The following is a 25,893-nucleotide window of genomic DNA, read 5'->3' on the forward strand; positions in this document are numbered from 1 at the left end:
TGTTTGCTACTGCAATTGATCTCATAGTACTGAATGCAAAAACTAAAATTACGGTTACAATTGCGGGCTCACCTGCTGATTCATATCTGGCCAGTGAAATAATATCAAATTCAAAAAGCGAAGCAATAATTGAAGATAAAACAGGTAAAACCAATCTTGTAGAATTAGTTGAATTGATTAACAATGCTGATTTGCTGATCTCTAATGATACCAGTGCTATTCATATAGCTGCAAGTACACAAACCGTAGCAATTTGTATTTCAAATGGTAACCATTTCGGGCGCTTCATCCCTTATCCGTCAAACATAGCAAACCATATACACGCATTTTATCCCATTGACGACTTCAATAATAAAGGTAATTATGCAGCATTGAACAACTTATATAAACACAGTTCCAGCTTAAATATCAATAATGTCGATCCAATGATCATTGCTAAAGAAGCACTGTCAATTCTTAATAATGTGAATTAGTCCAGTTTTTTATTAAACATGATCGTACGCTCAATTACATATTTACTTTCTTTAAATGCTTTTTAACTCTCTGCTGTTCCTCGTATTCTTTTTGGTAATAACTATTACCTATTACTTGTTACCGCATAAACTAAGGTGGCTATGGCTCTTAGCAGCAAGCAGCTATTTTTACATGTACTTTAAGCCTGTATACATTCTCATTATCCTTTTTACCATTATTGTTGATTATTGCGCCGGCATCCTTATAGAAAAAGCCAAAGGCAAAACCCGCAGTTTTTACCTCATTTTGAGCCTGGTTACCAACATTGGCGTATTGGCGTTTTACAAATACTTCAACTTTTTGGCAGAGAACCTGAACCTGTTTTCCGGTGTGTTTCATGGTCCGCAATTGCCGCTGCTCAATTTTATATTGCCTATCGGCTTATCATTCCATACATTTCAGGCTATGAGTTATACCATTGAGGTGTACCGGGGCAACCAGCCTGCCGAGCGGCACTTTGGCCTCTATGCCTTGTATGTAATGTTTTATCCTCAAATGGTGGCAGGGCCAATTGAACGGCCCCAGCATATTTTACCCCAGCTGCACCGGGTTAACAATTTCCGGAACAAGAACTTAACGACTGGCTTATTTTTTATGGCAATGGGCCTTTTTAAAAAAGTGGTAATTGCCGACAGGCTGGGCCTATACGTGGATCCGGTTTTTACCAACCCGCATGGTCATTCGGCACTTGAGCTTTTGATCGCCACCTATTTTTTTGCATTCCAGATCTATTGCGATTTTAGCGGATATTCAGACATCGCCATTGGCACAGCGCTGGTTTTGGGTATCGAGTTAATGCAGAATTTCAATTTCCCTTACCTTGCTTCAAATGTTTCTGATTTTTGGAAACGATGGCACATCTCCCTTTCCACCTGGTTTCGTGACTACCTGTACATTCCGCTGGGGGGCAGCCGGGTTAATTTTTCGGTAACCTGTATTAACCTGCTCATTGTATTTATGATCAGCGGCCTTTGGCACGGCGCCAACTGGAAATATCTTGTATGGGGGCTGATTCACGGCCTGTTGCTTGTTGCTTATCAGTTACTCAATAAGTTCAATATCCGTATTAAAGGCTTTGTTTTTTTTAAATGGCTCATCACTTTTAACCTGGTTTGCCTCGCCTGGGTATTTTTCAGGGCAGCTACAGTAACCGATGCTTTTTACATCTTAAATAAAATATTTACCGGTAAGGGTTTTACCTATTCGGCAAGTAACCTGATGTCTGTCCGCGAGCTTTGGTATTGCGCTTTTATCATTATTGCCCTGCTTTTAGGTGAACGCTATTTGCGAAAAGCGAAAGATTATTCAAATACAAAAAAGGTATTCATTATAGGCGGATTGATTCTTGCCTGTTACTTTTTAGGGATCTTTAACGAAGCTCAATTTATTTATTTCCAGTTTTAATGCGTAAGATAACAGGTCTGTTTATATTGATCATTAGTGTTGTGTTACTGGTTAGTGCCATGAACCGGCCATTTATCAATAAATTATATTTTGACAAATATTTCAGTCACATTTATTCCCAAACTCCCAAGGAAACCAACTGGTACAAAGCCTTTTTTTCCTATTCAGACAAGTGGCGCTATGGCGATCTTTACGGTATGTCTAATTTGCCTCAATACAAACTTGAGCTCGAGCTTTTTAAACACTACCCCCCCAAACCCGGCAGGCAAAGCAGCAATAGGGTATTATATATTATAGGCGATAGCTTTTTAGCCGACAAAGTACTTTACGGCGCTTTTGATGGATTTGATAATGTAATTTTCCTCGATCGCCGCTTCTCCTTCGGTCCAATTAAACTGGATAGCACCAAACAAAATTACCTCATCATGGAGTTTGCCGAACGCAACTTAAACAGCTATGATATCAGCAAAACAGATGAAATTCGCTGGACAACCAATGAGATCAAGAACGGTATAAATTTCAGTAATACCCCACGGGTGGGTAACCAACCACCGGCGGCATCAATTTTTGAGCGGGTGGGCAATATCATCTTTAATAAGGATCTAAGCCGTAACCTTGAACTTATTCTTTTCGATAATAAACTGGCAACCTCTTTCAAAGAGGTCAAAGCATCACTCAACTATAACCTTTTTAACCGCGTAGCCAAAGAGGTGGCCGTGAGCACTGATAAAAAAAGACTACTTTTCAATATTACTGTCGATACTGCCAGTTTACAATCGGCCTTCAGGCCTAAAACCAATCCTGCTTTAGATTCTATCGTCAACAACCTGGATATCGCACGCAATTATTACCTCGCCATCGGCTTTAAAAAAGTGTTTCTTTCTGTGATCCCTAACCCGGCTTCTGTTTATGATGTTAAAAGGATGCCTTATAATCACCTGCTGGAGCGGGTTGAGCAAAAAACTGATCTCCCTGTAATACCACTATATAATATCTTCAAGTCTGATAAGCGCAATCTTTTCTACCGGAGCGATTCGCACTGGAACCCGCTTGGGCTGGACATTTGGGTAAGCGAAACTAACAAGGTATTAACATCAAACCTTAATTGAAGCCATTTTTTTCCATCATTATGCCGCTATATAATTGTGAGGGCACCTTACAGCAGGCGTTGGATAGCATAACCAGCCAGGTTTTTAAAAACTACGAGCTGGTTTTGGTTGATGGAGGCTCAAAGGATGATACGCAGTATGTCATCAGTAATTTTAAAAAGGCCGTTAGCACTAATATCCAATTTATCTCCGAGCCCGATTGGGGCATTTATGACGCCATGAACAAAGGCATTGATATGGCAACCGGCCAATGGCTTTATTTTATGGGAGGCGATGATACTTTCAGCAGTCCAACAGTTTTAGATCAGGTCTATCAGGCCATTCAAAATGAACCTGCAGATCTTGTATACGGCAATGTAACAGGCACCGTGTCAAACATCAAATATGCAGATGATACTGTTAATAAAGTATTGTCACGGGGCATCCATCACCAGGGTATTTTTTACAACCGTAAAGTGTTTATCTATGCAGGCAAATACAGTCTGAAGTTCAGGGTAGCCGCCGACTATCATTTAACGCTGAAAGTATTTTGTAACCCGGCATTTAAAACCCAATATATTGATCTGGATATTGCGCGCTTTGGCGAAGCCGGTTTAAGTTCATCAATCTACGATTATCGTTTTTACAGCTATCATTATAAATTCCTATCCATAAATAAGGTATTAAATAAAATTGAGGACAAGGCAACCTGCCTGCAGCAATCCATATACTGCTGCCTATGGCTGGTGAAAGAAAAACAAAGCATGACCTTTGCCTGGCTCAATATTTTATATTATATAACCGGCTCAAATGGGCTTGGTATTGCATTTAGGTTTAAAACCTTTTTAAGGATGATATACTGGAGCCTGGCTTCCAAATCATGACCATAGCGCTGGTAACACCTTATTTCCCCGATGAGCATACTATTGACAGTGGCATAGCCAACCATTACCTGCTGCTGGCCCAAAGCTTAGCAGCTAAAGGCAATAAAGTTATTGTATTGCATATCCGGCCGCGCTATAAAGATGAGCCTGATACCTTTAACAAATACAAGCTGGCCGAAAATATTACCGTACTCATCCACAAAGTTAAAGTGCCCGCTCTTATCAATAAGCTTTTTAAAAGCAAATGGGCTATCATTGATTTTGCATTGAAGATCAGATCCATGCGAGTTACATCGCAGGTTTTAAACAAAATCATACAGCAATACGGCGTTGAAGTGATTGAAACAACCAGCTACTTTTCGCTGTGCTATTTTTCGCTTTACAAAAAAATTAAAGCCCCTATGGCTGTAAGGGTAAGCACTACCTTTTCGCAGATCATGAACGAACATTATCCTTTTAAATCGAGGGTAATGGATGTGATAGCCAAAATGGAGATATCCTTTATTAAAAGGAATAAGTACGTCATTACCCATGCGCACAGCCATGCACTGGAGCTGGAACGCCTTTATGATATCGCACCTAAAAGGTTTGAAATTATTCCGCATGGTATTAACTTGCCTGTTATCACAGAGCATCCAACTGCAGGTCCGGTCATCAAAATATTATACACCGGTCGGTTGGAATACCGTAAAGGCACCGATGTTTTGCTTGCAGCAATCCCGCTTGTATTACAGCAAAATCCAGGTATTTTATTTGAACTGATTGGTAATGATCACGGTAACGATTATCAGAACACGTTCAAGGCCAATAACTCCGATAACGTTTTGCAAAAAGTTATTTTTAGCGGAAAAGTTGATCATAAAACCTTGTCACAAGCCTACCAAACATGTGATATTTTTGTTGCTCCGTCACGCTATGAATCATTCGGCTTGATATTTATTGAGGCCATGAGCTATGGCAAACCGGTTATTGGCTGCAATGTTGGCGGTGTATCGGAAATTATCACTGATAAATACAACGGCCTCTTTGCCGAACCCGGCGACGCGCAAAGCCTCGCAGATAAGATCATTCAACTGGTTAATAACGGAGACTTAAGAGAACAAATGGGCCTCAATGCCCGCAAAACGGTTGAAGATAAATTTACCGGTGGTCAGTTAGCTGATAACTCATTGGCGTATTACAACAAGATCATTACTGATTTTAACTGATGCAGCTTTCGGTAATTATTCCTACTTATAATCCGGATACCACAAGGCTGAAACAAACGCTTTCGGGTTTAAAAGGACAATCGTTGCCGGTTGATCAGTGGGAGTTAATTATCATCGACAATAATTCATCCAACAACTTTTGGCAGCAACTTAACTTAAGCTGGCATCCTGCCGCCCAAATTGTACATGAAACAAAGCAGGGATTAACCTATGCCAGGCTTAAAGGTTTTAATGAATCAACAGGCAATATCATTGTGCTGGTTGATGACGATAACGTTCTTGACACCGGTTATCTGGAAAAAGCTTTGAATATCTTTAGCCAAAACTCCCCAATAGGAGCTATAGGCGGCAAATCGATCCCGCTGTTTGAAGGTACTCCGCCCATATGGCTTAGCGGATTTTATGGCAGCCTGGCCCTGCGCGATCTGGGCGATGCCCCCTTACTGGCAACATGGAATAATGAATACCCTGCCTGTGCCCCCATCGGTGCAGGGATGGCTATACGGCGCGAAGCCCTCACATCCTACATTGAAAAAATAACATCGGGCAAAAGCAATATCAGCGACCGGACAGGTAACTCCCTAAGCTCGGGCGGCGATAACGACATGGTGATCGGGATCCTTAAAAGCGGCTGGCAGGTTGGCTATTTTCCTGAACTTACGTTACAGCATATTATTCCACCTCAACGCATGCAGGCAGATTATCTTGCCCGATTGCTTAATAGTACAAATAAATCATGGGTACAATTACTGCAAAGCCATGATATAAACCCATGGCAACAGATAACCCAATCCGGAGCTTTATTAAGAAAAGCTAAAGCCTGGTTTACCTATAAGGCCTGGAAAAACAAGCCTAATCATATCAAATGGCGGGGCGCCTGCGGCACATTTGACGGCCTGGCATCACTGCCTAATAAATAAGAAAATGCAATCGCTCATCAATTTTCTATATCGTAACCCACGCTCACAATTGCAAAAGTTCAGGCGTTTTGGTGGTTATTTCAATTACCGCAGCATGATGCATGGGCGCAGGGAGATGGAAAAGCGTTCGGTTGAGCTGCCCCCGGTAATTTCACACGCAGATGGGTTACCGGTTTACTTTTTAACAGGCAAAAACTACCTGTACCAAACGCTTTATTGCATTCAGTCATTAATTAAAACATCCGCTGTTCAGTTTAAATTCATATTGGTTGATGACGGCAGCTTTACTACCACGCTGATTGAAAGGGTAGCCAAACAGTTGCCCGGTGCACAGGTAATTACAGCGGAGCAGATCAATAAAAACCTACAAAATGTATTGCCCGAAACCCGTTATCCACATCTGCATAAAAAAAGAGCAGTTTATCCTCACATAAAAAAATTAACCGATGTGCACACCATTCCCGGCGATGCCTGGAAACTGGTACTGGATTCGGACATGCTTTTCTGGCACGAGCCAACTGAAATAATTACCTGGCTTAACGATTCGCAGCGGCCCCTGCACATGGTTGATTGTACAGAGGCTTATGGCTATTCGCAACACTTGATGGAACAATTGGCTGGTTCGGCGGTAAAACCACTGCTTAACGTGGGTGCTATCGGTTTAAAAAGCGAAGCTATCGACTGGGATAAACTGGAAAAATGGGTTAAAACACTGGAAGAGCAGGAAGGTACCTCTTACTATTTAGAGCAGGCGCTTTCGGCCATGCTGATCGGGAATACCGATGCCCTTGTTTTGAAAGCCGAAGATTATATTGTTAATCCCGGGGCAGATCAGATCAAAAGTAAAACAGGCACTCTTCATCATTATGTCGACCTCTCAAAAGAAAATTACTTTAAACAAGCCTGGAAACACTTTTTATAGCCCGTGACCTTAGGTAGCATAATTTATAAATTAGTTTTTAAACCAACGTTTAAAATCAGGTATAATATCAGTCATTTTGGTTTAAAAGGCTGGTACATGCTTTACAAAGGGGAACGGCAAATGAAAAAAGCAGCTATGTCCCTGCCGCCGGTTACTTTATCTGCAAGCCATTTGCTGGAGGTTAGCTATCTTACGGGGGCAAGATATTGGCACCAGACTATTTTTTGCGCCTATTCTTTGGCCAAAATCTTAAATGGTCGCGTTCGCATAAATATCTATTCCGATGGCACTTTAAACCCTATCCACACGGATCTCATTACTAAAGCGCTCCCCAATGTTATCATAATTAATACCGGCGACCTGCAAAAACAGATAGAGGAAGTGTTGCCCGAAGAGGAATTTCCGCTATTAAGGGCACTAAGAGAAAGGAACGCCTTTTTCAGAAAACTGGTAGATATGCGTATCAACGATCGCTACATCATACAACTGGATAGCGATATGCTATTTTTCAACAAACCTGAAGAGCTGATCAGAGCTTATAGCAATGATGAAAATTACTTCATGCAGGATACCATCCCCGCGTCTTATTATGTTTTACCCGAGGATGTTATCAGCAAAGAATTGAATATCCCGATCTGTGAAAAAATAAACAGTGGTATTCTCGCCTATAATTCGTCAAAAATAGACTGGCATTTTGTTGAACGGGCCTGTGCGTACCTTATGCAAAATTCGCCGGATGTTCACCCTCCTATGTTTGAGCAAACATTGAACGCGATAATCATATCCTGGTTAGGGGGGAAACCTTTAAAGCCTGCGTACCGGATACTTTATGCAGATAAAGGAGAGGAAATAAGCTCATCTGATATCGTTCGTCATTATATTTTCAAGGCTAAGCTGCCTTATTTTACTACTGAATGGAAAAAAGCGGCCCTTTAGTTTCTGTTTGCATGCCTGCTTATAACGCGGGCAAGTACATTGCCGAAGCCGTGGGTTCGATACTTGATCAAACATACGCCAACTGGGAACTCATCATTGTTAACGATGGCTCGACCGATGATACGGCTGCCGTACTCAAGCAATTTACCGATCCGCGCATCAGCATTTATCAGCAGAAAAATAGTGGGCAATGTGCCGCAGCAAACAAAGCTTTTGCGCTTTCAAAAGGCAGCCTGATCAAATTTATGGATGCCGACGATATGATCTCCCCTGGTTATATTGCCGAACAGGCAAAGCGTATTGACGATAGGGATGATGTGATAGCCTCAGCCGCCTGGGGCCGCTTTTATAATGATGATATCAGTACATTTAAACAGAATGAAGATCTTATCAGGCAGGATTGCAAACCCATCGACTGGCTGGTATCATCCATGGATAACGGTAAACAAGCCATGATGCAGTGTGCCATTTGGCTTATCCCGAGGGCGATACTTGAAAAATCCGGGTTATGGGATGAGCGCCTCAGCCTTGTGAACGATTTTGAATTTATTACACGGGTGCTGTTGCATGCAAATGAAATCCGCTTTGCCCCCAATGCAGTTTTGTACTACCGGAGCGGCATCAGCAATTCCCTATCGGCATTAACTTCCAGGCCCGGCGTCGAATCAGCTTTTATCTCTCTTTATGAGGGTACAAGCTACATGTTGCAATATGAAAATAGCCCAAGGGTAAAGGCTGCTGTTGCCGATTGCCTGCAAAACTTTGTTTACGCCTATTACCCCCATCATACCGATATCATCAGCAAGGCACAGCAACGCGTTAAGGAGTTAGGCGGCTCAAAAGCTAAATTCCCGGCGGGTGGTTACACCAAAATGCTGAACCAGCTTATCGGTTGGAAATTGACGCAAAAACTTAAAGCCTTCTTTGACCGGTAATACATCCATGCGCATACTGCTTTCATTTTTACAGGATCAAGTAAACAGCCCCCACCCCGTGCCCTCATACCGCTTTTGGCAACATTATATTAAAAACGGTATCGAAGAGGCAGGTATGAGTTATTTGGAAATACCGGGCGTTGACTGGGCCGAAGGATTGGTATACGACGAAGGCTCGGCTGCTTTACAAAACTGGCAGGAACGAAGCTGGCAGGCCACCATCAATTATATCAAAGCCAACCGGCATAACATAGATATTTTTTTAGCCTACTTGTATCCAAAACAAATCCATACCGATGCAATAGAACAGATCCAAAAAATGGGGATACCCTGTGTTAATTTTTATTGTGATAACATCAGGGAATTTAAAACGATACCGGCAAAGTTCAGGATCTTTGATTTGATCTGGGTACCCGAATTTGAGGCTTTGGAGATGTATAGGAAAGCGGGAGTAAAGCATATCAATTTACCTATGCCCATGTGGGTTGAACCCGAATTGAGGCGGACCACTATATTTCAAGAAAAGCCAGGCGTGTCATTTATTGGGTCAAAAGACCTGCTGCGGGAAAACCTTTTAGGCCAGGCCATTCAAAAAGGCCTCCCGTTAAGTGTTCGCGGTGCCGGATGGCTTACACAGGGCGATGCTCCGGCATTTGTTGCAGGTTCTGTTTATCAGAAGCTTATTAACCAGGTTAACTTTGTAAAACAGCAGGGGCTTTCAGGACTGGCAATTAAAGGGGCTCAGCAATTAAATAAGCTTCCCTTCATCCCGATTAGCAAAGATCATATATTCCCGAGCCCTGATTTTGATGAATACATCAGCATTACGCAATACAGCATGGTTACTTTAGGCATTAACCGGGTCCCAACTTTTAAACGTACGCACCATAAGCCGCTTACCTATTCACGGCTGCGGGATATAGAAGCCCCCATGCTTGGTGCCTGTTACCTTACCGAGTATTGTAAGGGCATTGACAGCCTTTATGACACCGATAACGAAATTAATGTTTACAGAACAGTTGATGAACTTGTTCAAAAAGCTACCGAACTGCTCCACAACAAAGAAAAAAGGGACAAGCTCAGGGCAAACGGGCAACAAAGAGCATTGAGCGACCACGCTATCCCGTCATCATTAAAAAAAATAAAGAAAGCTATTTTTGGCAGATAAATGTCGCCAATAGCATAGTATTTAATAAACCAGACCTAAACCTTGAAAATAGCCCTTATAGTAAACCCGCTGATCCCAGTACCTCCTGAGCAATACGGCGGCATTGAACGGATTGTTTTTATGCTGATCCAGGAGCTAAAAAAAAACGGGCATGATGTTACCCTATACGCCCACGAACATTCACAGCCAGGCTGTAAACTCATCAGCTACCGCGAATCGGCGCATTACGGGGTAAAGGATTTGGTGAAGATCAACCGGCTTACTTCAAAAATTGCTTTTCAGCATTTTGATCTCATACATACGTTTGGTCGCATGAGCAATATTGCCTTGCTCATGTTAAGCAAAGTTCCCAAGATCGTATCCTACCAGTTGCCGCCTACTATATCGCAGGTAAAAAAAGCAGTAAGCATAGCCCATAAAAACTCGCTGAGGTTCACGGCCTGCAGTAATTATATTGCCGGGCAGATCAGTGCTTTTGCAGATGTTACCACCATTTATAATGGAGTTGATATTAACGACTATCAGTTCAATGCCGATTTTGCCGCCGATGCACCGCTTACCTTTTTAGGCCGCATCCAACAAGAAAAAGGTACTGCTATTGCCATACATACAGCAAAAAAAACGAATCAAAAGCTGGTGATAGCAGGTAATGTTCCTGATGAGCCGATACATCAGCAATATTTTAATGAGCAGGTAAAACCACATATTGATGGTGTACAGATCAAATACATAGGCCCGGTTAACAACAGCCAGAAAAATCAATTGCTCCGCAATTCAAAAGCTTTCCTGATGCCGGTAACCTGGGATGAACCTTTCGGCATTGTAATGGCCGAGGCGCTTGCATGTGGCACCCCTGTAATCGGGTTTAATCGCGGCGCAATTCCTGAAGTAGTAACCAATGGATCAAATGGCTTTGTCTGTGATACGGAAGCTGATATGATAAAGGCCATTAACAATATCGGCAGTATCAACAGGTTAACTTGCCGACAGGTTGCCGAACAAAAATTCAGCGCCACGGTCCTGGCCAAACAATACGAAGAATTATATCAACTGGCAACAGGCAAAAATTGAAGAACGTTACTTTTATAACTACCGGCCAGCCTACTACTAACCCTCGCCTGGTTAAAGAAGCCGAAACTTTACATAAGCTTGGTTGCAAGGTAATAGTGATCTGCTGTTTTTACCAGCAATGGGCGCAAAAAACCGACGAGGCTTTAACCCAGAGGTATCCTGGCATGTACATTTATTGCGGTGGCGACCCCGTTGAACAAAAAGCTATCTACATTAAAACCCGCATCCGCCAAAAGTTAAGTTCACTATTGTTTAAATATACCCGGCATTTCGGCATACCCGAAAGCGCCATCAGCCGCACCCATACCGAGGCATTAGCTATCGCCAAAAAAATTAAAACGGATCTTTATATAGCCCACAATCTCGGCGCGCTGCCCGCCGCTGTGCTGTCAGCACAATATACCGGTGCTAAAGTTGGTTATGATGCGGAGGATATGCATTCGGGTCAGTTCACATCAACGCATGATGAAAGTTACCGGCTCAATAAATACATTGAAGAAAAATATTTTGGCCAGGTTAATTACTTTACAGCGGCCAGTCCGCTCATTGCCGAATATTATCAGCGCGACTATGACTATTTGAAGCCTATTGTGGTAAACAATGTGTTTCCTAAAGCAGCGCTTAACATCGGCCCAAATTATAAAGCCAATGAACCTTTAAAACTGTTTTGGTTTTCGCAAACCATTGGGCCCGAACGGGGCTTAGAGGATGTTATTAAAGCAATGGCCGCTGTTAAAGGCAATATAATACAGCTACACTTGTTAGGCAGTTGCAATGAAGGTCACAAAGCGGCACTATTAAACCTTGCTGCTGCACTTAATTTGAACCCGGATCAGCTTTGGTTTCATGAACCCATTAGTGCCGATGAGATCTTCAATTTCGCAAGCCAGTTTGATATCGGTATGGCTACTGAAACAGGCGTACCTTTAAACAGGGATATCTGCCTTACCAATAAGATCTTTACTTATATTCAATGCGGTTTGGCTATGATAGCAAGCGATACGCAGGCACAAACGCTGTTTATGGAACAATATCCTGGTACGGGAAAACTGTATCAGAAAAACAACCTGCAATCACTGACTGATTGTATCAGCTTTTACCTCCAAAACCCGGATGCGTTGTATCAGACCCGATTGCAAAATTATCAGTTAGGCCAAACGGAATTAAACTGGGAAACCGAAACCCACAAGTTTTTAAACCTTGTTGAAAACCTATAGTTATTGAATAAAAAGCTGCTCATCATTTCGCCATACTTCCCACCGGTAAACGCGGCGGATATGCAGCGCGTGAGGATGAGCCTCCCCTGTTTTGCCGCTTGTGGCTGGGATGCCGAAGTAGTTACCATTGATGAGCAATATGCAGATCTGGCAAAGGACGAACTATTGCTTCAAAGCGTATCCCCGGATCTTAAAGTTCACAAAGTAAAAGCATTGAGCAAAACGCTCACTTCAAAAATCGGTTTGGGTAGTATCGCCATCCGCTCGCTATGGTATTACCGCAAAACGGTTAACCGTTTGCTGAAGGATCAGAAATTTGACCTGATCTATTTCTCAACCACACAGTTCCCGGTTTGTATCTTAGGCGCATACTGGAAAAAGCGCTTCGGCATTCCTTACGTTATTGACATGCAGGACCCCTGGCATTCCGACTATTATATCAACAAACCTAAAAGCGAACAGCCCCCTAAATATTGGTTTGCCTATCGCTTAAACAAATACCTGGAACCCATCGCCATAAAAAATGCGGATGGGCTCATCAGCGTATCTTCCGCTTATATCGACGAGCTTAAATCACGTTATCCTGTAATTCAACATATCCCGACGGCTACCATAACATTCGGGGCTTTTGAACCGGATCTTCAAATAGCAAAAGACAACCAAAAGCTTTTTGCCGGCCTGCTCAATAACGGTTCTGTTAATGTGGTATATATCGGTCGCGGGGGTAATGATATGCACAAAGCCATTAGCCCGGTTTTTGAAGCATTGCAAGCCGGGCTGAATATCAATAAAGAACTATTCAACAAAATAAAACTGTATTTTATAGGTACCAGTTATGCACCCGCCGGGCAGGGGATAGCCACTATATTACCTCTTGCAAAGCAATATGGAATTGAAGAACATGTGGTAGAAATTACCGACCGCATCAGCTACTATCAAACATTGCTCACATTGCAGCAAGCAGATGCGCTTTTTATCCCGGGATCGGATGATCCTAAATATACAGCATCAAAAATATTCCCCTACCTGCTTACCCGGAAACCGGTTTTAGCCATATTTAATGCCGCAAGTTCTGCTATACCTATCATGCAGCAATACGGGGTGGAGCATGTTTATAATTATGATAATATTCCCCCTGAAAGCCTGTCTGCATTTTTTGAGCAATTAGTGCTGGGGGATTTAAAACCTGTTGAATATAATACTGATGCCGTTAAAAAATATTCGGCATATGAAATGACACTGGCACAGTGCCGCTTATTTGATAAAACTATTGATGAACGCCATTAAACGAACTGTTGGCTTTATTTTAAAGCACCCTTTAGGAAAAAAGCATCCGGCAAAAGCGCTATGGCGGTTTGCGTGGTGGCAGGCCCAGTCGCGGCTTTCAAAATCAAAATTCATTATAAAACCTTTTGTTGGCGATGTTAAATTTTATGCTGCAAAAGGCTTAAGCGGCATTACCGGTAATATATACACCGGTTTGCATGAATTTAATGACATGGCCTTTTTACTTCATTTTTTAAGGTCGGGCGATGCCTTTTTTGATATCGGTGCAAACGTAGGTTCGTACACCTTACTGGCTTCGGGCATTGCAAAAGCGAACAGCGTTACACTTGAGCCTGTTAAAGCAACTTTTGATATTTTAAGCAGCAATATCGGGCTTAATAATTTACAGGATAAAGTAAAGCTTATTAATGCAGGCGCCGGTGCAGCAACCAGCGAGATCAGATTTTCGGCAGATGAAGATACCGGGAACCATGTTATTGCCCGGGATGAAACAGGCAAAAACACTGTTACTGTACCCCTAATCGCTATTGATTCGCTATTAAACACACACCAACCCTCACTTATTAAGATTGATGTGGAAGGCTTTGAGACCGAAGTGCTTAAAGGGATGACAGTCACTCTTGATTCGCCTATATTGAAAGGCATTATCATCGAGCTTAATGGTAGCGGAGGCAGGTACGGTTTCAGCGATCAAGATATTCACAACCTCCTGCTGTCAAAAGGGTTTAAAGCTGTTGATTATGATCCGTTTAAACGTACTTTAATCCCATTGAATACTTTTGGCAAATACAATACCATTTACTGCCGCGATATTGACTTTATAAATTCCCGTCTGCAAAGTGCTGCAGGTATTAATATCATGGGCGAAACCATCTGAATGAAAAAATTAGCCATAGTTATCACCCACCCCATACAGTATTACGCCCCGGTATTTAAGCTGTTGCATGAACGGCAAAAAATAAATATCAGGGTATTTTACACCTGGGGTGAGGGCGGCGCTCAAAAGTTTGATCCCGGTTTTGGCAAAAACATCAGTTGGGACATTCCGCTGCTTGAGGGCTATCCTTACGAGTGGTTGAGAAATATTTCGGCCGATCCGGGTTCGCACCATTCAAAAGGAATAGATAACCCTGATCTTATTAACCAGATAAATACCTGGAAACCTGATGCCGTATTGGTGTATGGCTGGTTCTACAAAAGCCATCGCAAAGCCCTTAAATATTTTAAAGGCAGGGTTCCTGTTATTTTCCGGGGCGATTCAACTTTGCTTGATGACACCGGAGGGATCAAATCTTTATTGCGAAGCCTGTTCTTAAAACGGGTTTACCGCCATGTTGATTATGCGCTATATACAGGTTCAAACAATAAGGCCTATTTTAAAAAATGCGGATTAAAAGAAACGCAATTATTTTTTGCACCGCATGCCGTAGATAACGACCGGTTTGCTGCCGACAGGGCCGATGAAGCACTTGCCCTGCGCAATCAGTTAGGTATAGCTCAGGATGAAAAACTGCTGCTGTTTGCGGGCAAGTTTGAGAATAAAAAAAATCCATTGCTGCTGATTGAGGCTTTTATCAATATAAAAGAGCCTGGTACTCATCTGCTGTTTGCAGGAAACGGCATTTTAGAGATAGAACTGAAAAATAAAGCTAATCAGCATAAGAACATCCATTTTATTGATTTTCAAAATCAACTTTACATGCCTGTGGTATACCAGGCCTGCGATATTTTTTGCCTCCCATCAAAAGGCCCCGGCGAAACCTGGGGACTGGCCATAAACGAAGCGATGGCCTGCGGCAAAGCCATACTGATATCAAACAAAGTTGGTGCCGGTACCGACCTGGTAAAAGCCACTGAAAACGGCTTGATCTTTAATGCCGGTGATGCTGCCGATCTTAAAATCAAATTAAAAACATTGCTTCTGCACAATAAAACCGCTTTATTTACAATGGGGCAACATTCTAAACAAATAATTGCGGAGTGGAGCTTTAACAAACAGGTGGAGGCGATTGAACAATTAGTTGATAAATGCAACAGCAAAGCAAATCGATAGAGCGGTATATAGTACTATTTATACCATGGCTGCTGGCGCTCGCCTGTAAAAGCGATAGCGTGCTCTCCTATTTTATTGCATGGGGCGGCTCATTTTTTATATTCCTGATCACGCTTACCGGCTGGGTACGCCCAATCCCAAACGACCGGCCCATCGCCGAACAGTTGATGAGGCCTTTATTTATCATCCAGATAATTTTTGCGGGGTACATGTGCTGTACATCCATCTTCTTTTTCATGAATACCCTTGGTTATGAAAATTTCAAGCACGTATTTATCCATACGCTAAATGATAAGGACACTTTAGGCTTAATTGCCCAATGCCAGCGTTATTACTGCCTTGGGCACGCTTCTTTTGTAATGGGTGTGCTTATCTTCATGAACTATCCTGTAACTAAAAAATACCATATCGAAACCGAAAAACTGGCAAACCTGCTCATGATGCTGGCTATTATCAGTTTCCCGCTATCGCTGCTATTTATTGCTATTCCTGGTCTTTCGCAATTTTATTATCAGTTCAGCGCGTTAAGCTTTATTGCCGGAACCCTGGCGCTGGCTTTTGCCATACCGTTAAAAAAATCAGCCAATACACTCATCTGTCTTTTACTATATGCCTTTAACTTTTACCAGGCGCTTACATCAGGATTTAAAGAACCTATAATTATTAGCGTACTGGTTTTGGGCATTTTCCTGTATCCAACGTATAAAAAACTGGTAGCTATCACCTTTATTCCTATCATTTTTTTATTATTTACTGTATTACCAACGTACAACCATATTTTCAGGGCCAACGCCTGGAATGGTGATACTAATAGCGACGAAGCCTCGCAACTGGCACTTGATGCCGCGCTGAATGGCGATAACAGTGATGTTGAAGAAACCAACTGGGATTTCTTAGTATATCGCTTAAGCGAAATTGATATGTTTACAAGGTTTGTACAGTCGACCCCTAAAAATGTCGGTTTTTATGGTACGGATCTCGTTACGCAGTCGGCCGTAGCTTTGGTGCCGAGGATATTATGGCCATCAAAGCCAATTACCGAAGACCTGATCATGCAGCGCGTTTATGATGCCGGGGTGGTTAACCGCAACTCTACCGTATCGGCCAAACCCGCTTATATTGTTGATGCTTACCTATCGGGTGGCGATTGGGGGATCTTTATCTTCCTTTTTGCCTATGGTGCTCTCGCTCAGCTGATAGCCGTTAAAGCCGAAAAACTTTTTGGGGGATATATATTAGGTACGGCGCTCATATTTTCAGGACTGTTCCAGATCATGTGGCGTGGTATCAGCTTTGAGTTTTTGTTCAACACCATTTTCTGGAGCTATATCAGTATGCTGCTTATTCATAAGGTGTTGATAAGCTCCAAAATTTTAAAACAGGTTTGAACCCTGACAACTGGTCTCTATGATTAAAAAAGGGGCGCACTAAAGAAAAAATATATAAATATGTACCTGCAAATAACAACCGCATGAGCGCCTATAAAGATTACGATTATCCCGATGCAAGTCCCTGCCATGTATTTAAGGAACTTGAGAAACCGCTTATGTCGTTATTAAATAAAGATACGAACAGCAGTATTCTTGACCTCGGTTGCGGCAATGGTCACCTTGTAAACTATTTATTGGCCAGGGGTTTTAATGCGTATGGTATTGATGCATCCAAACCCGGTATTGCCATTGCTGATAAAATAAACCCAGGCAGATTTTTCGTACATGATCTTTCGGTTGAGGGCTTACCGGAGCCATTGAAAGATACGCAGTTTAACACCATTATATCAACCGAGGTTATTGAGCATTTGTATGATCCCTATGCTTTTATACGCCTTTGCCGCGATGTTTTAAGCGAATCAAAAGGAGAGCTTATCCTATCAACCCCCTATCACGGTTATTTAAAAAATCTGTTTTTAAGTATCTTAAATAAATGGGATAACCATATCAGCCCGTTGTGGCAAGGAGGCCATATCAAATTTTGGTCGGTTAAAACGTTGACACAGATCCTGAACGAACATGGCTTTGAGGTAACAGCATTCAGGGGTTGCGGCAGGTTCCCTTATTTTTGGATGACCATGATCATTAAAGCCAAACTCAAGTGAGCGAAAGCCTGGATATTATCATTTTAACTTTTAACGAAGAAAAGAATATCGGCGACTGCCTGCAAAGCGCGGTGGCCCTCCGTGCTAATATCTATATTGTTGATTCGGGCTCAACCGATAACACTTTGGCTATTTGCCAAAGGTATACTCAAAATATTTTCAACCATCCGTTTGAAAACTATGCAGCACAGCGCAATTGGGCGCTGGACAACCTGCCGTTAACAGGCACCTGGATCCTTAACCTTGATGCCGATCACCGGGTAACACCCGAACTTGCGGTTCAGCTTAATGATGTTTTCAACAAGCCTGTAAACGTCGAAACTAATGGCTTCCTGATCAGCAGGCGTACTATGTTTATGGGTAAATGGATCAAATATGGCGGTCACTATCCTACCTATCACGCCAACCTGTTCAGGCGGGGCTTCGGACGCTGCGAGGAAAAACTGTACGACCAGCATTTTAAGGTTACCGGCAAAACGCAGGTGCTTAAAGCCGATATTATTGATGTGATAACCGATTCACTCACCAGTTTCATTGCCCGGCATAACCATTGGGCAACGCTGGAAGCCCAATACCTTGTTGAACAACAAAACGTGCCGATTATTGACAACGAGGGCAAACTGGTACATCCACGGTTATTTGGTAACCCGATGGAACGCCGCCGGTATATGAAAAAGCGGTACGAAGCGTTCCCTCTGTTTGTACGGCCCGTAATTTATTTTTTCATAAGATACTTTATAAAGCTTGGCTTTTTAGATGGAAAAACCGGGCTGGTATTCCACTTTTTACAGGGCTTTTGGTTCAGGTTTTTGATTGATGCTAAAATTTACGAATTACGAAAGGAGAGCAAAAAATAATGAAACAGCCTGCTTTTTTAAATAATCCGGCAATACGGTTCATGCTGTTGTTTATATTGTTATTTGCCATATTTTACAGCTTTAACATTTTCTTTTTCGGTATCACCAATCCCGGCGGAAATTATAATGCCTTCTTAGCCGAACATCTGAACTATATTGCAGCTTTGAGGCAGGTTTTACTGGATTGCAGCGTAACTATATTGAAGTGGTTTGGCTATGCCGCTATTGATAACAACTATGAATTATTAGTTGCAGGAAAAGGAACACTGGCCATAGTTTACAGCTGCCTGGGCCTGGGATTGATCAGCTTCTTTTCGGCCTTTGTGCTGGCTTATCCATCTCCGCTTCGCTCAAAATTAGTGTTCCTGTTTTCAGGCATCTTTGCTATCGAATTTTTAAACGTGATCCGTTTTGTTTTGCTGGCTATCTTCTGGTCGAAAAAGGCAAACCGGATAGTTGATCATCATACCATTTTTAATATACTTCTTTACATTATTATAGCGCTTAGCGTGTATATTTGGATTAAACGTAATGATAAGCTTACCGGCACTGATGTCAAGAACTGATCTTTCCAGCTATAATAATCATCCTTATCACCCCGGCGGCAATGCTTTAAAACGTATTTTATGGTATTATTTCAATGCCGTATTCTTTAAAACAAGCATTATACCCTCAAGTGCTTTCAAGGTTTTTTTCCTGAAACTGTTTGGCGCAAGGATCGGCAAAAACGTAACGATCAAACCCTGCGTTAATATCAAGTATCCCTGGAAACTGCATATAGGCGATGAAAGCTGGATAGGTGAAAATGTATGGATAGATAGTTTGGTGCTCATCAATATCGGGGCTCATGTGTGCCTTTCACAGGGGGCTACACTGTTAACCGGAAGCCACAATTACAAAAAAACATCCTTTGATTTGATAACCAAAGGCATAATTTTGGAAGATGGCGTGTGGATCTGCGCCGGGGCTATGGTAACCCCGGGTATAACAGCGGCATCTCACGCGGTGCTGGCCAGCGGTTCTATCGCCACAAAAAACATGGAGGCTTACAGTGTTTACCAGGGTAATCCTGCAGTAAAGATCAGGGAACGGGAAATCAATTAAAACTTATACAATCATCTCCTTAAAATAACGCTATGCTGAAACAAAAACTACAACCCCACCAGATCATTCTATTGGTTATGAGCGGGATTGTTTTCATTATGGGTATTATGCTGATCATAGCCCCTGCGGCCATTTACCCCGACCCAAGCAAAGGCTTCCAGGTAATGCGCTCAATGGAACTTGGCTCAGCGTTTAACATCAGCATAAAACCCGATCAGAATGATATCAGCAAAAACACGTCTGAATTTTTGGCGTGGTGGTCGCCGGGGCAATACCTGGTACCTTATTTTTTTAAGCTTATTTTGGGCGTTAACACCGGTCAGGCCTCTTCTATAGTCACGCTGCTATTTTCTTTATTCGGGATTTACGGCTTCTATTTTTTCTTTAAAAAGGCTGGGTTTACGCCAATGATCTCGGCTTTAAGCGTACTGTTTATTGTAATTCAGCTATCGTTTTTTACGCCTTATGTATTTTACAATGGCGGCGAGGTACTACTTTTTGGCTACACCGGCTGGTTTTTATACGGCTGTATAGCATTCGAAAAAATCAGTTGGAAACTGGCAGTATTTATTTTTGCTGCCGGTATCATTGGTTTTATCTGTAAATCATCTTTTTTGTGGATGCTTGCTGCAGGGTGTTGCTTCTTGTGGTTCAGGCTTTCATTAGGCACCAAAGATATCGCTGGCTGGATAAAAAATGGCTTGTGGATAGGTATTCCGGCAGTACTTTCATTGCTTACAATCAGTCATTTTTATCTTTCTAAAGGAGGTAACCCATCAACAGTACATGGCAGTATAAAGCTGGCATGGGAAACTTTTGGCTTTCCGCTGGCATCGCCAATATTGACCGCTTTTTCGATAGATGATTTAACCAGTGGCCTGTTATTTCATGACGACCCTCCCATGTTTACCTACTTTTGGGGGATAATAATTGTGCTGATTTGCTCAGCGTTAAGCATTTTACTCATCTGGTTTATCGTAAAAAAGGTTCCCTACAAAAATTACGTGCTGCTACTGGTGGTTTTTTATGTGGTAATGGTGTTGTTTTTCGGGCAATCATTTTTGAGGCAGGCTAATATCTCATATGAAGCAAGGCATTTAAGGCTCATCGGGCTCATCGTTGCCCCAGGTATCATTTATTTGATAAGCGGGCTGCAAACCGGTTATAAATACCTGTTTTATTTTGTTTGCTTTGTGATAGCTTATTCAAGTTACAAATATTTTGTACCAAGCTATTTTCAAAATAAAACTACCAGCGCGCACGGCTATTCGGGGATAGCGCAGTTATTTATCGACCAGCCATCATTAAACTACATCCGTAACCTCGACAGGCAAAACACCAATGCTATTTTTGTATTTACCAGTCCCGATCTGAGCTTAGAGATTGAACATAATCGTACCATAGCAGTTGAAGCCATCGGCCCCGATGTAGCCATTGATTTTGATGAATACGTATACAAAGGCCATGCCGGTCCGCTGTATATCGTTTTGCCTTCCGATTATATCGGGCCCAAATCAACAATTATGCGCAAATGCTTTCCGGGTTATAAAGGGTTTAAGATGACGATGTTGAGCAACGGTTATATTTTGTGGGAAGCGAAGTAAGATGTTGCTCTTCGATATTGTTGTCAATATTGAAATCTATAATAAAAAAACTTCATTGCGAGGTACGAAGCAATCCCAAACTATACAGAGCGGCTCTGCTTATCGAGGGATTGCTTCGTACCTCGCAATGACGATTCTTTTTTTCCTTCGCCATTGTTGGTGTTGTCACCACCAAGGCTTTTGCACTCAAATGTTATTGTAATACCCGGAAAGCCTTATTCAAAAGCAGGGTGTAAAGTAGTTGTTGGTGACAACACCAACAACGCGCAAGGACTTAAAAATCTTATTTTATTAAATCACACTCGCGTTGATCTCTTTCCAAAGCAGATCCTTTAGCTGATCAATATTTTTCTGGGCTACTGATGATATAAATATAGAGGGGATTCCATCAGGGATCTCCTTTTTCATTTCGGCCTGTAGCTCATCGTCAAGCATATCGGTTTTGGTGATAGCCAGCACACGGGGCTTGTGCATCAGTTCGGGGTTATATTCTTCCAGCTCATGCAGCAGGATGCTGTATTCTTCTTTTATACTGCGCGATGTATCGGCAGGCACCATAAACAGCAATACCGAGTTACGCTCGATATGCCTCAGGAACCTAAACCCCAAACCTTTTCCTTGCGATGCCCCTTCAATAATGCCCGGGATATCCGCCATTACAAATGAACGCCCGCCGCGGTATGATACGATGCCTAAGTTAGGTACCAGTGTAGTAAACGCGTAATCGGCAATTTCAGGCTTGGCAGCCGATACTACCGAAAGCAAAGTTGATTTACCTGCGTTAGGGAAACCCACCAAACCAACATCGGCCAGTACTTTAAGCTCGAGGATATTCCAGTCTTCCCGGCCATCTTCGCCGGGTTGGGCAAAGCGTGGAGTTTGTTGGGTTGATGTTTTAAAATGCCAGTTACCCAAACCACCGCGGCCTCCAGGGGTTAGTATCTTTGTTTCGCCGTCTTTAGTTATCTCAAAAAGTACTTCACCTGTTTCGGCACTTCTAACGGTTGTGCCCAGGGGCACTTCCAATATTTCGTCGCGACCGGTTTTGCCCGAACGCAATGAACTGCCGCCCGAATCACCGTCGCCGGCAATTACGTGTTTACGGTATTTGAGGTGCAGCATGGTCCACAGCTGAGCGTTACCTTTTACAATAACGTGGCCCCCTCGGCCGCCGTCGCCACCATCGGGACCACCTTTTGAAGTTAATATATCACGGTGCAAATGGGCAGAACCCGCACCTCCGTGGCCCGAGCGGCAACAGATCTTTACATAATCAACAAAATTGGAACCCTGCGACATAATTTTTTATTTGAACTAAAAAACCGAAAATTAATAAAGTCCGCAAAGTTAAGAAATTCAACGCTCCTAACTTGCGGACTTTACTGACCTTCGGTCTTAAGACTTTAAGACTATTTTTTATACTCTTCTATTACATTAACTATAGCACCGAAGATCTCTTCTACCGAGCCTACACCGTTAACGTTTTGAAACTTATTCTGAGTTTGATAAAAACCGGCTACGGGAGCAGTTTTATCATTGTATTCTTTAATGCGTTTACGGATCACGTCTGGGTTAGCATCATCCGGGCGACCAGACTCTTTACCACGCTCCAACAGGCGACGCTCCAATTCATCATCATTAACCTCAAGCGCTGTCATACCAGATATTGCGGATTCTTTTGATTTCAATAACTGATCCAAAGCTTCAGCCTGTGCAACAGTACGTGGAAAACCGTCAAAAATGAAGCCTTTGGCATCTTTATTAGCATCAAGCTTATTGCTGATCATACCAATAACAACAGCATCCGGAACAAGCTTTCCATCGTCCATTAGTTTTTTGGCTTCCAAACCCAATTCTGTACCCTGTGCAATTTCGCCGCGTAGCAAATCCCCAGTTGAAAGATGGATCAAATCGTATTTTTCAATAAGTTTTTTCGACTGAGTACCTTTCCCGGCTCCGGGAGGGCCAAACAAAACCAGATTTAGCATGCTCTTGATAAATTAAAAGCCTTTCGGTAATACAACAGAAAGGCTTACAGTTAATTTGCACCTGCGGTGGAAAAATCCAGGGCCGCAATGCTTTGTTGTGCACTCGAAGGGAGTCGAACCCCTAACCTTCTGATCCGTAGTCAGACGCTCTATCCAATTGAGCTACGAGTGCTTTCCGAAATGGAATGCAAAGATAGGTTTTAAAACTTTCGTTGCAAATTTTTATTCAAAATTATTTTACAATTTTGGCTATAGCCTCAAAATCAGGCAGCTGCCCTGCATCCTCAAGCACTTCGGCATAAATGATATTCTGCTCTTCGTCAATTACAAAGGCGGCACGCTTTGATACACCTTTAAGGCCCATCACAAATTGATCATAAATAGCACCATAAGCAGTTGATACATCTTTGTTAAAATCAGACAGCAGATCGAACTGGTAATTATTCTCTTCTTTAAACTTAGCCAGGGTAAACGGCGAATCAACAGAAATGCCCAATATGGTTGCATTTAAACCGTCGTAGTAGCCAAAGCTATCGCGCATGGTGCAAAGCTGCGTGGTACAAACACCTGTAAATGCTAAAGGAAAAAAGTGGACAACCACCTTGCGGCCTTTAAAATCGGCCAATGAAACGCTTTTTAATCCCGATGAAATTAAAATAAACTGAGGGGCCGGCTGGCCAATCTGTAATGACATAGTATTTGTTATTGTTTCAGGCAAATGAATGAAAATAAAATGAGTTAAATACGTTCCTGTGCATTTTTAACATTAAGATGTTTAAGAGTCCGGCGCTTAAAGTTCATTACAACTTAATCGTAACATTGGCATGCCTAAAACTAAAAAAATAGTTGATATTTCTGAATAACTAAAAATTTAGTTATAACTTTATAGCATAAACCTTTTATGCTATGATCAGGAACTATTTTAAAACCGCGTTACGCAGCCTGCTAAAAAACAAGGGCTTCACCTTTATCAATATATTAGGGCTGGCGTTAGGCCTGGCTATTTGCCTGCTCATTGCCTTTTATGTGGTTGATGAGCTGAGCTATGACAGGTATAATACCAGGCATGATCGTATCTATCGTGTAAATACCGCTCTGAAATATAGCGGTACACTTACGGAATATGCCACAGCGGCCATCCCAGTTGCGAATGTTTTAAAAACAGAATACCCGGAAGTTGAAACAGCCATACGCATATCACCAGCCTTAAACATCCGCTTTAAAAAAGGCGACGAAATAGTGCGTGAAGATGGCGCCACTTTTTACAGCGAACCCAATATTTTTGATGTATTCACCTTGCCCCTTCTTTCGGGCGATGCGAAAACGGCTTTAAAAGAACCCAACACGGCGGTGATTGCGGAATCGATGGCTAAAAAATATTTCAACCGTACTAATGCTGTAGGGCAAACTTTGTTTTTAGTAACCAGCGGCACATCGTTTAAAATAACCGGAGTAATGAAAGACATTCCCACGCAATCACATTTCAGGGCTAACTTCTTACTGGCAAGAGACCATCCAATCAATAATGACGCCCCATGGAACCAGTTAACTCCCTTTGCCACCTATGTGCTGCTTAAAACTAACGCAAACATCAACCGCCTTGAAACAAAACTCAATGCCGAAATGCAAGACGGACTTAAAGGTTCAAGCACTATTAATTACAGCAAGTTCAAATCCGGCGGCAACTACTTCAAACTTAGCCTGATGCCAATTACAGACATTCACCTTAAATCAAACCGGGTAATGGAGTTGGGCGCTAATGGCAACAGTCAATACGTTTATATTTTTTCGGCAGTGGCGATTTTTATTTTGCTGTTGGCCTGTATCAACTTCATGAACCTGTCTACCGCCCGCTCGGCCAACCGGGCGCGTGAGGTTGGTGTGCGTAAAGTATTAGGCTCATCGCGCAAGCATCTTATTTTCCAGTTTCTTGCCGAGTCATTAATCGTAACTTTTGTTGCTGCCGTTATAGCAGTATTTACCGCCTGGGCTTTGCTGCCTTTATTCAATCATTTATCAAACAAACAATTAGCCATAAATGCGCAAACTGGAACCTGGCTATTGCCTACTTTGCTAAGCATTGTTGTTATAGTTGGAGTCTTGGCCGGCTCGTACCCTGCATTTTTTCTTTCGGCATTTCAGCCCATTAATGTTTTAAAGGGGAAGATCTCCACTGGCTTTAAAGGCGGTGCTTTCCGGAGCACGCTGGTGGTTTTCCAGTTTTCCATTTCTATATTTTTGGTAATAGGTACTTTGGTGATCTATAACCAGCTCAACTATATTCAAAATAAAGATCTCGGCTTTAACCGAAACCAGGTACTTATCCTCAACAACGTTAATACGCTTGAACACCCCGAACTGTTGAAACAGGAGATCAAACGGCTGCCCGGCGTTGTTAACGCAACACTTACCAGTTTTTTGCCTACTGCCAATAACAAAGTATTAAGCTATGTATCGCCAGGCGAAAAAGAAGGACAGTCGACCCAGTTCTGGAAAATAGATGAGGATTACATCAATACGATGGGCATGCAGATGAAGGCAGGTCGCGAGTTTTCCGGAGAGTTTAAAACGGATTCGACAGCTATGGTCATCAACGAAACTGCGGCAAACGTGTTCGGCTATGGCAATGACGCCATCGG

25 protein-coding genes and 1 tRNA gene are annotated in these 25,893 nt (G+C 42.4%); 22 read left to right on the top strand and 4 right to left on the bottom strand.

Translation table 11 applies throughout. The features are described 5' to 3' along the window. From VF500_RS23700 to VF500_RS23800, 21 genes are all read left to right on the top strand, one after another. On the top strand, positions 1-473 hold a 473-nt coding region (locus tag VF500_RS23700), incomplete at its 5' end, for a glycosyltransferase family 9 protein (protein WP_330862041.1). 55 nt (positions 474-528) lie between these two features. Further along, on the top strand, positions 529-1,917 hold the full coding sequence (locus VF500_RS23705; protein ID WP_330862042.1) for an MBOAT family O-acyltransferase: 1,389 nt from the start codon (positions 529-531) through the stop codon (positions 1,915-1,917). Continuing rightward, positions 1,917-3,026 carry a hypothetical protein gene (locus VF500_RS23710; RefSeq protein WP_330862043.1) on the top strand — a complete coding sequence of 370 codons (1,110 nt, stop codon included), beginning with the start codon at positions 1,917-1,919 and terminating at the stop codon, positions 3,024-3,026. The genes VF500_RS23705 and VF500_RS23710 overlap by 1 nt, the downstream gene beginning before the upstream one ends. Next, entirely contained in the window at positions 3,023-3,889 is an 867-nt protein-coding gene (locus VF500_RS23715; RefSeq protein WP_330862044.1) for a glycosyltransferase family 2 protein, read from the top strand. The genes VF500_RS23710 and VF500_RS23715 overlap by 4 nt, the downstream gene beginning before the upstream one ends. After that, a complete protein-coding gene (locus VF500_RS23720) occupies positions 3,886-5,097 on the top strand; it encodes a glycosyltransferase family 4 protein (RefSeq protein ID WP_330862046.1) in 1,212 nt (403 codons plus the stop codon). The genes VF500_RS23715 and VF500_RS23720 overlap by 4 nt, the downstream gene beginning before the upstream one ends. Further along, positions 5,097-6,017, top strand: coding sequence for a glycosyltransferase (locus tag VF500_RS23725; protein WP_330862047.1), 921 nt, complete (start codon positions 5,097-5,099; stop codon positions 6,015-6,017). Before VF500_RS23720 ends, VF500_RS23725 begins: the two co-directional genes overlap by 1 nt. 4 nt (positions 6,018-6,021) lie before the next feature. Continuing rightward, entirely contained in the window at positions 6,022-6,939 is a 918-nt protein-coding gene (locus VF500_RS23730; RefSeq protein ID WP_330862048.1) for a hypothetical protein, read from the top strand. 120 nt (positions 6,940-7,059) lie between these two features. Then, positions 7,060-7,875 (top strand): hypothetical protein, encoded by an 816-nt coding sequence (locus VF500_RS23735; RefSeq protein ID WP_330862049.1) that lies wholly within the window; start codon positions 7,060-7,062, stop codon positions 7,873-7,875. Continuing rightward, positions 7,854-8,810, top strand: a complete 957-nt coding sequence (locus tag VF500_RS23740; RefSeq protein WP_330862050.1) for a glycosyltransferase family 2 protein — start codon at positions 7,854-7,856, stop codon at positions 8,808-8,810. Before VF500_RS23735 ends, VF500_RS23740 begins: the two co-directional genes overlap by 22 nt. 7 nt (positions 8,811-8,817) lie before the next feature. After that, entirely contained in the window at positions 8,818-9,978 is a 1,161-nt protein-coding gene (locus VF500_RS23745) for a glycosyltransferase (protein ID WP_330862051.1), read from the top strand. 42 nt (positions 9,979-10,020) lie between these two features. Continuing rightward, the gene (locus tag VF500_RS23750) at positions 10,021-11,049 is read left to right on the top strand and encodes a glycosyltransferase family 4 protein (protein WP_330862052.1); all 1,029 of its coding nucleotides are present in this window, start codon (positions 10,021-10,023) and stop codon (positions 11,047-11,049) included. After that, on the top strand, positions 11,046-12,266 hold the full coding sequence (locus tag VF500_RS23755) for a hypothetical protein (protein WP_330862053.1): 1,221 nt from the start codon (positions 11,046-11,048) through the stop codon (positions 12,264-12,266). The genes VF500_RS23750 and VF500_RS23755 overlap by 4 nt, the downstream gene beginning before the upstream one ends. Before the next feature lie 3 nt (positions 12,267-12,269). Further along, a complete protein-coding gene (locus tag VF500_RS23760; RefSeq protein ID WP_330862055.1) occupies positions 12,270-13,553 on the top strand; it encodes a glycosyltransferase in 1,284 nt (427 codons plus the stop codon). Then, positions 13,540-14,430 (top strand): FkbM family methyltransferase, encoded by an 891-nt coding sequence (locus VF500_RS23765; RefSeq protein WP_330862056.1) that lies wholly within the window; start codon positions 13,540-13,542, stop codon positions 14,428-14,430. The genes VF500_RS23760 and VF500_RS23765 overlap by 14 nt, the downstream gene beginning before the upstream one ends. Next, positions 14,431-15,606 carry a glycosyltransferase family 4 protein gene (locus VF500_RS23770; RefSeq protein WP_330862057.1) on the top strand — a complete coding sequence of 392 codons (1,176 nt, stop codon included), beginning with the start codon at positions 14,431-14,433 and terminating at the stop codon, positions 15,604-15,606. Beyond that, complete coding sequence (locus tag VF500_RS23775) at positions 15,582-16,994, top strand: exosortase Y-associated Wzy-like protein (protein ID WP_330862058.1); 1,413 nt, start codon at positions 15,582-15,584, stop codon at positions 16,992-16,994. The genes VF500_RS23770 and VF500_RS23775 overlap by 25 nt, the downstream gene beginning before the upstream one ends. Positions 16,995-17,077: 83 nt before the next feature. Beyond that, positions 17,078-17,701 (top strand): class I SAM-dependent methyltransferase, encoded by a 624-nt coding sequence (locus VF500_RS23780; RefSeq protein ID WP_330862059.1) that lies wholly within the window; start codon positions 17,078-17,080, stop codon positions 17,699-17,701. Further along, positions 17,698-18,558, top strand: coding sequence for a glycosyltransferase family 2 protein (locus VF500_RS23785; RefSeq protein ID WP_330862060.1), 861 nt, complete (start codon positions 17,698-17,700; stop codon positions 18,556-18,558). The genes VF500_RS23780 and VF500_RS23785 overlap by 4 nt, the downstream gene beginning before the upstream one ends. Then, positions 18,558-19,124, top strand: coding sequence for an exosortase Y (xrtY, locus tag VF500_RS23790; RefSeq protein ID WP_330862061.1), 567 nt, complete (start codon positions 18,558-18,560; stop codon positions 19,122-19,124). Before VF500_RS23785 ends, xrtY begins: the two co-directional genes overlap by 1 nt. Then, on the top strand, positions 19,111-19,662 hold the full coding sequence (locus VF500_RS23795) for a putative colanic acid biosynthesis acetyltransferase (RefSeq protein ID WP_330862062.1): 552 nt from the start codon (positions 19,111-19,113) through the stop codon (positions 19,660-19,662). The genes xrtY and VF500_RS23795 overlap by 14 nt, the downstream gene beginning before the upstream one ends. A gap of 32 nt (positions 19,663-19,694) precedes the next feature. After that, on the top strand, positions 19,695-21,266 hold the full coding sequence (locus VF500_RS23800; RefSeq protein WP_330862063.1) for a hypothetical protein: 1,572 nt from the start codon (positions 19,695-19,697) through the stop codon (positions 21,264-21,266). Positions 21,267-21,557: 291 nt separating this feature from the next. Here the strand turns inward: VF500_RS23800 and obgE are convergent, their stop codons facing one another. The 4 genes from obgE to VF500_RS23820 form a co-directional block, all read right to left on the bottom strand. Continuing rightward, a complete protein-coding gene (gene obgE / locus VF500_RS23805; RefSeq protein ID WP_330862064.1) occupies positions 21,558-22,565 on the bottom strand; it encodes a GTPase ObgE in 1,008 nt (335 codons plus the stop codon). A 110-nt stretch (positions 22,566-22,675) separates the two neighbouring features. After that, the gene (locus tag VF500_RS23810; RefSeq protein WP_330862065.1) at positions 22,676-23,254 is read right to left on the bottom strand and encodes an adenylate kinase; all 579 of its coding nucleotides are present in this window, start codon (positions 23,252-23,254) and stop codon (positions 22,676-22,678) included. 98 nt (positions 23,255-23,352) lie between these two features. Continuing rightward, positions 23,353-23,426, bottom strand: a tRNA-Arg gene (locus VF500_RS23815). 60 nt (positions 23,427-23,486) lie between these two features. Beyond that, positions 23,487-23,948, bottom strand: coding sequence for a peroxiredoxin (locus tag VF500_RS23820; RefSeq protein WP_330862066.1), 462 nt, complete (start codon positions 23,946-23,948; stop codon positions 23,487-23,489). Positions 23,949-24,160: 212 nt separating this feature from the next. Here VF500_RS23820 and VF500_RS23825 point away from each other — a divergent pair. Then, on the top strand, positions 24,161-25,893 hold a 1,733-nt coding region (locus VF500_RS23825), incomplete at its 3' end, for an ABC transporter permease (RefSeq protein ID WP_330862067.1).

It is taken from the genome of Mucilaginibacter sp. (genome assembly GCF_036383575.1).
Classification (GTDB): Bacteria; Bacteroidota; Bacteroidia; order Sphingobacteriales; family Sphingobacteriaceae; genus Mucilaginibacter.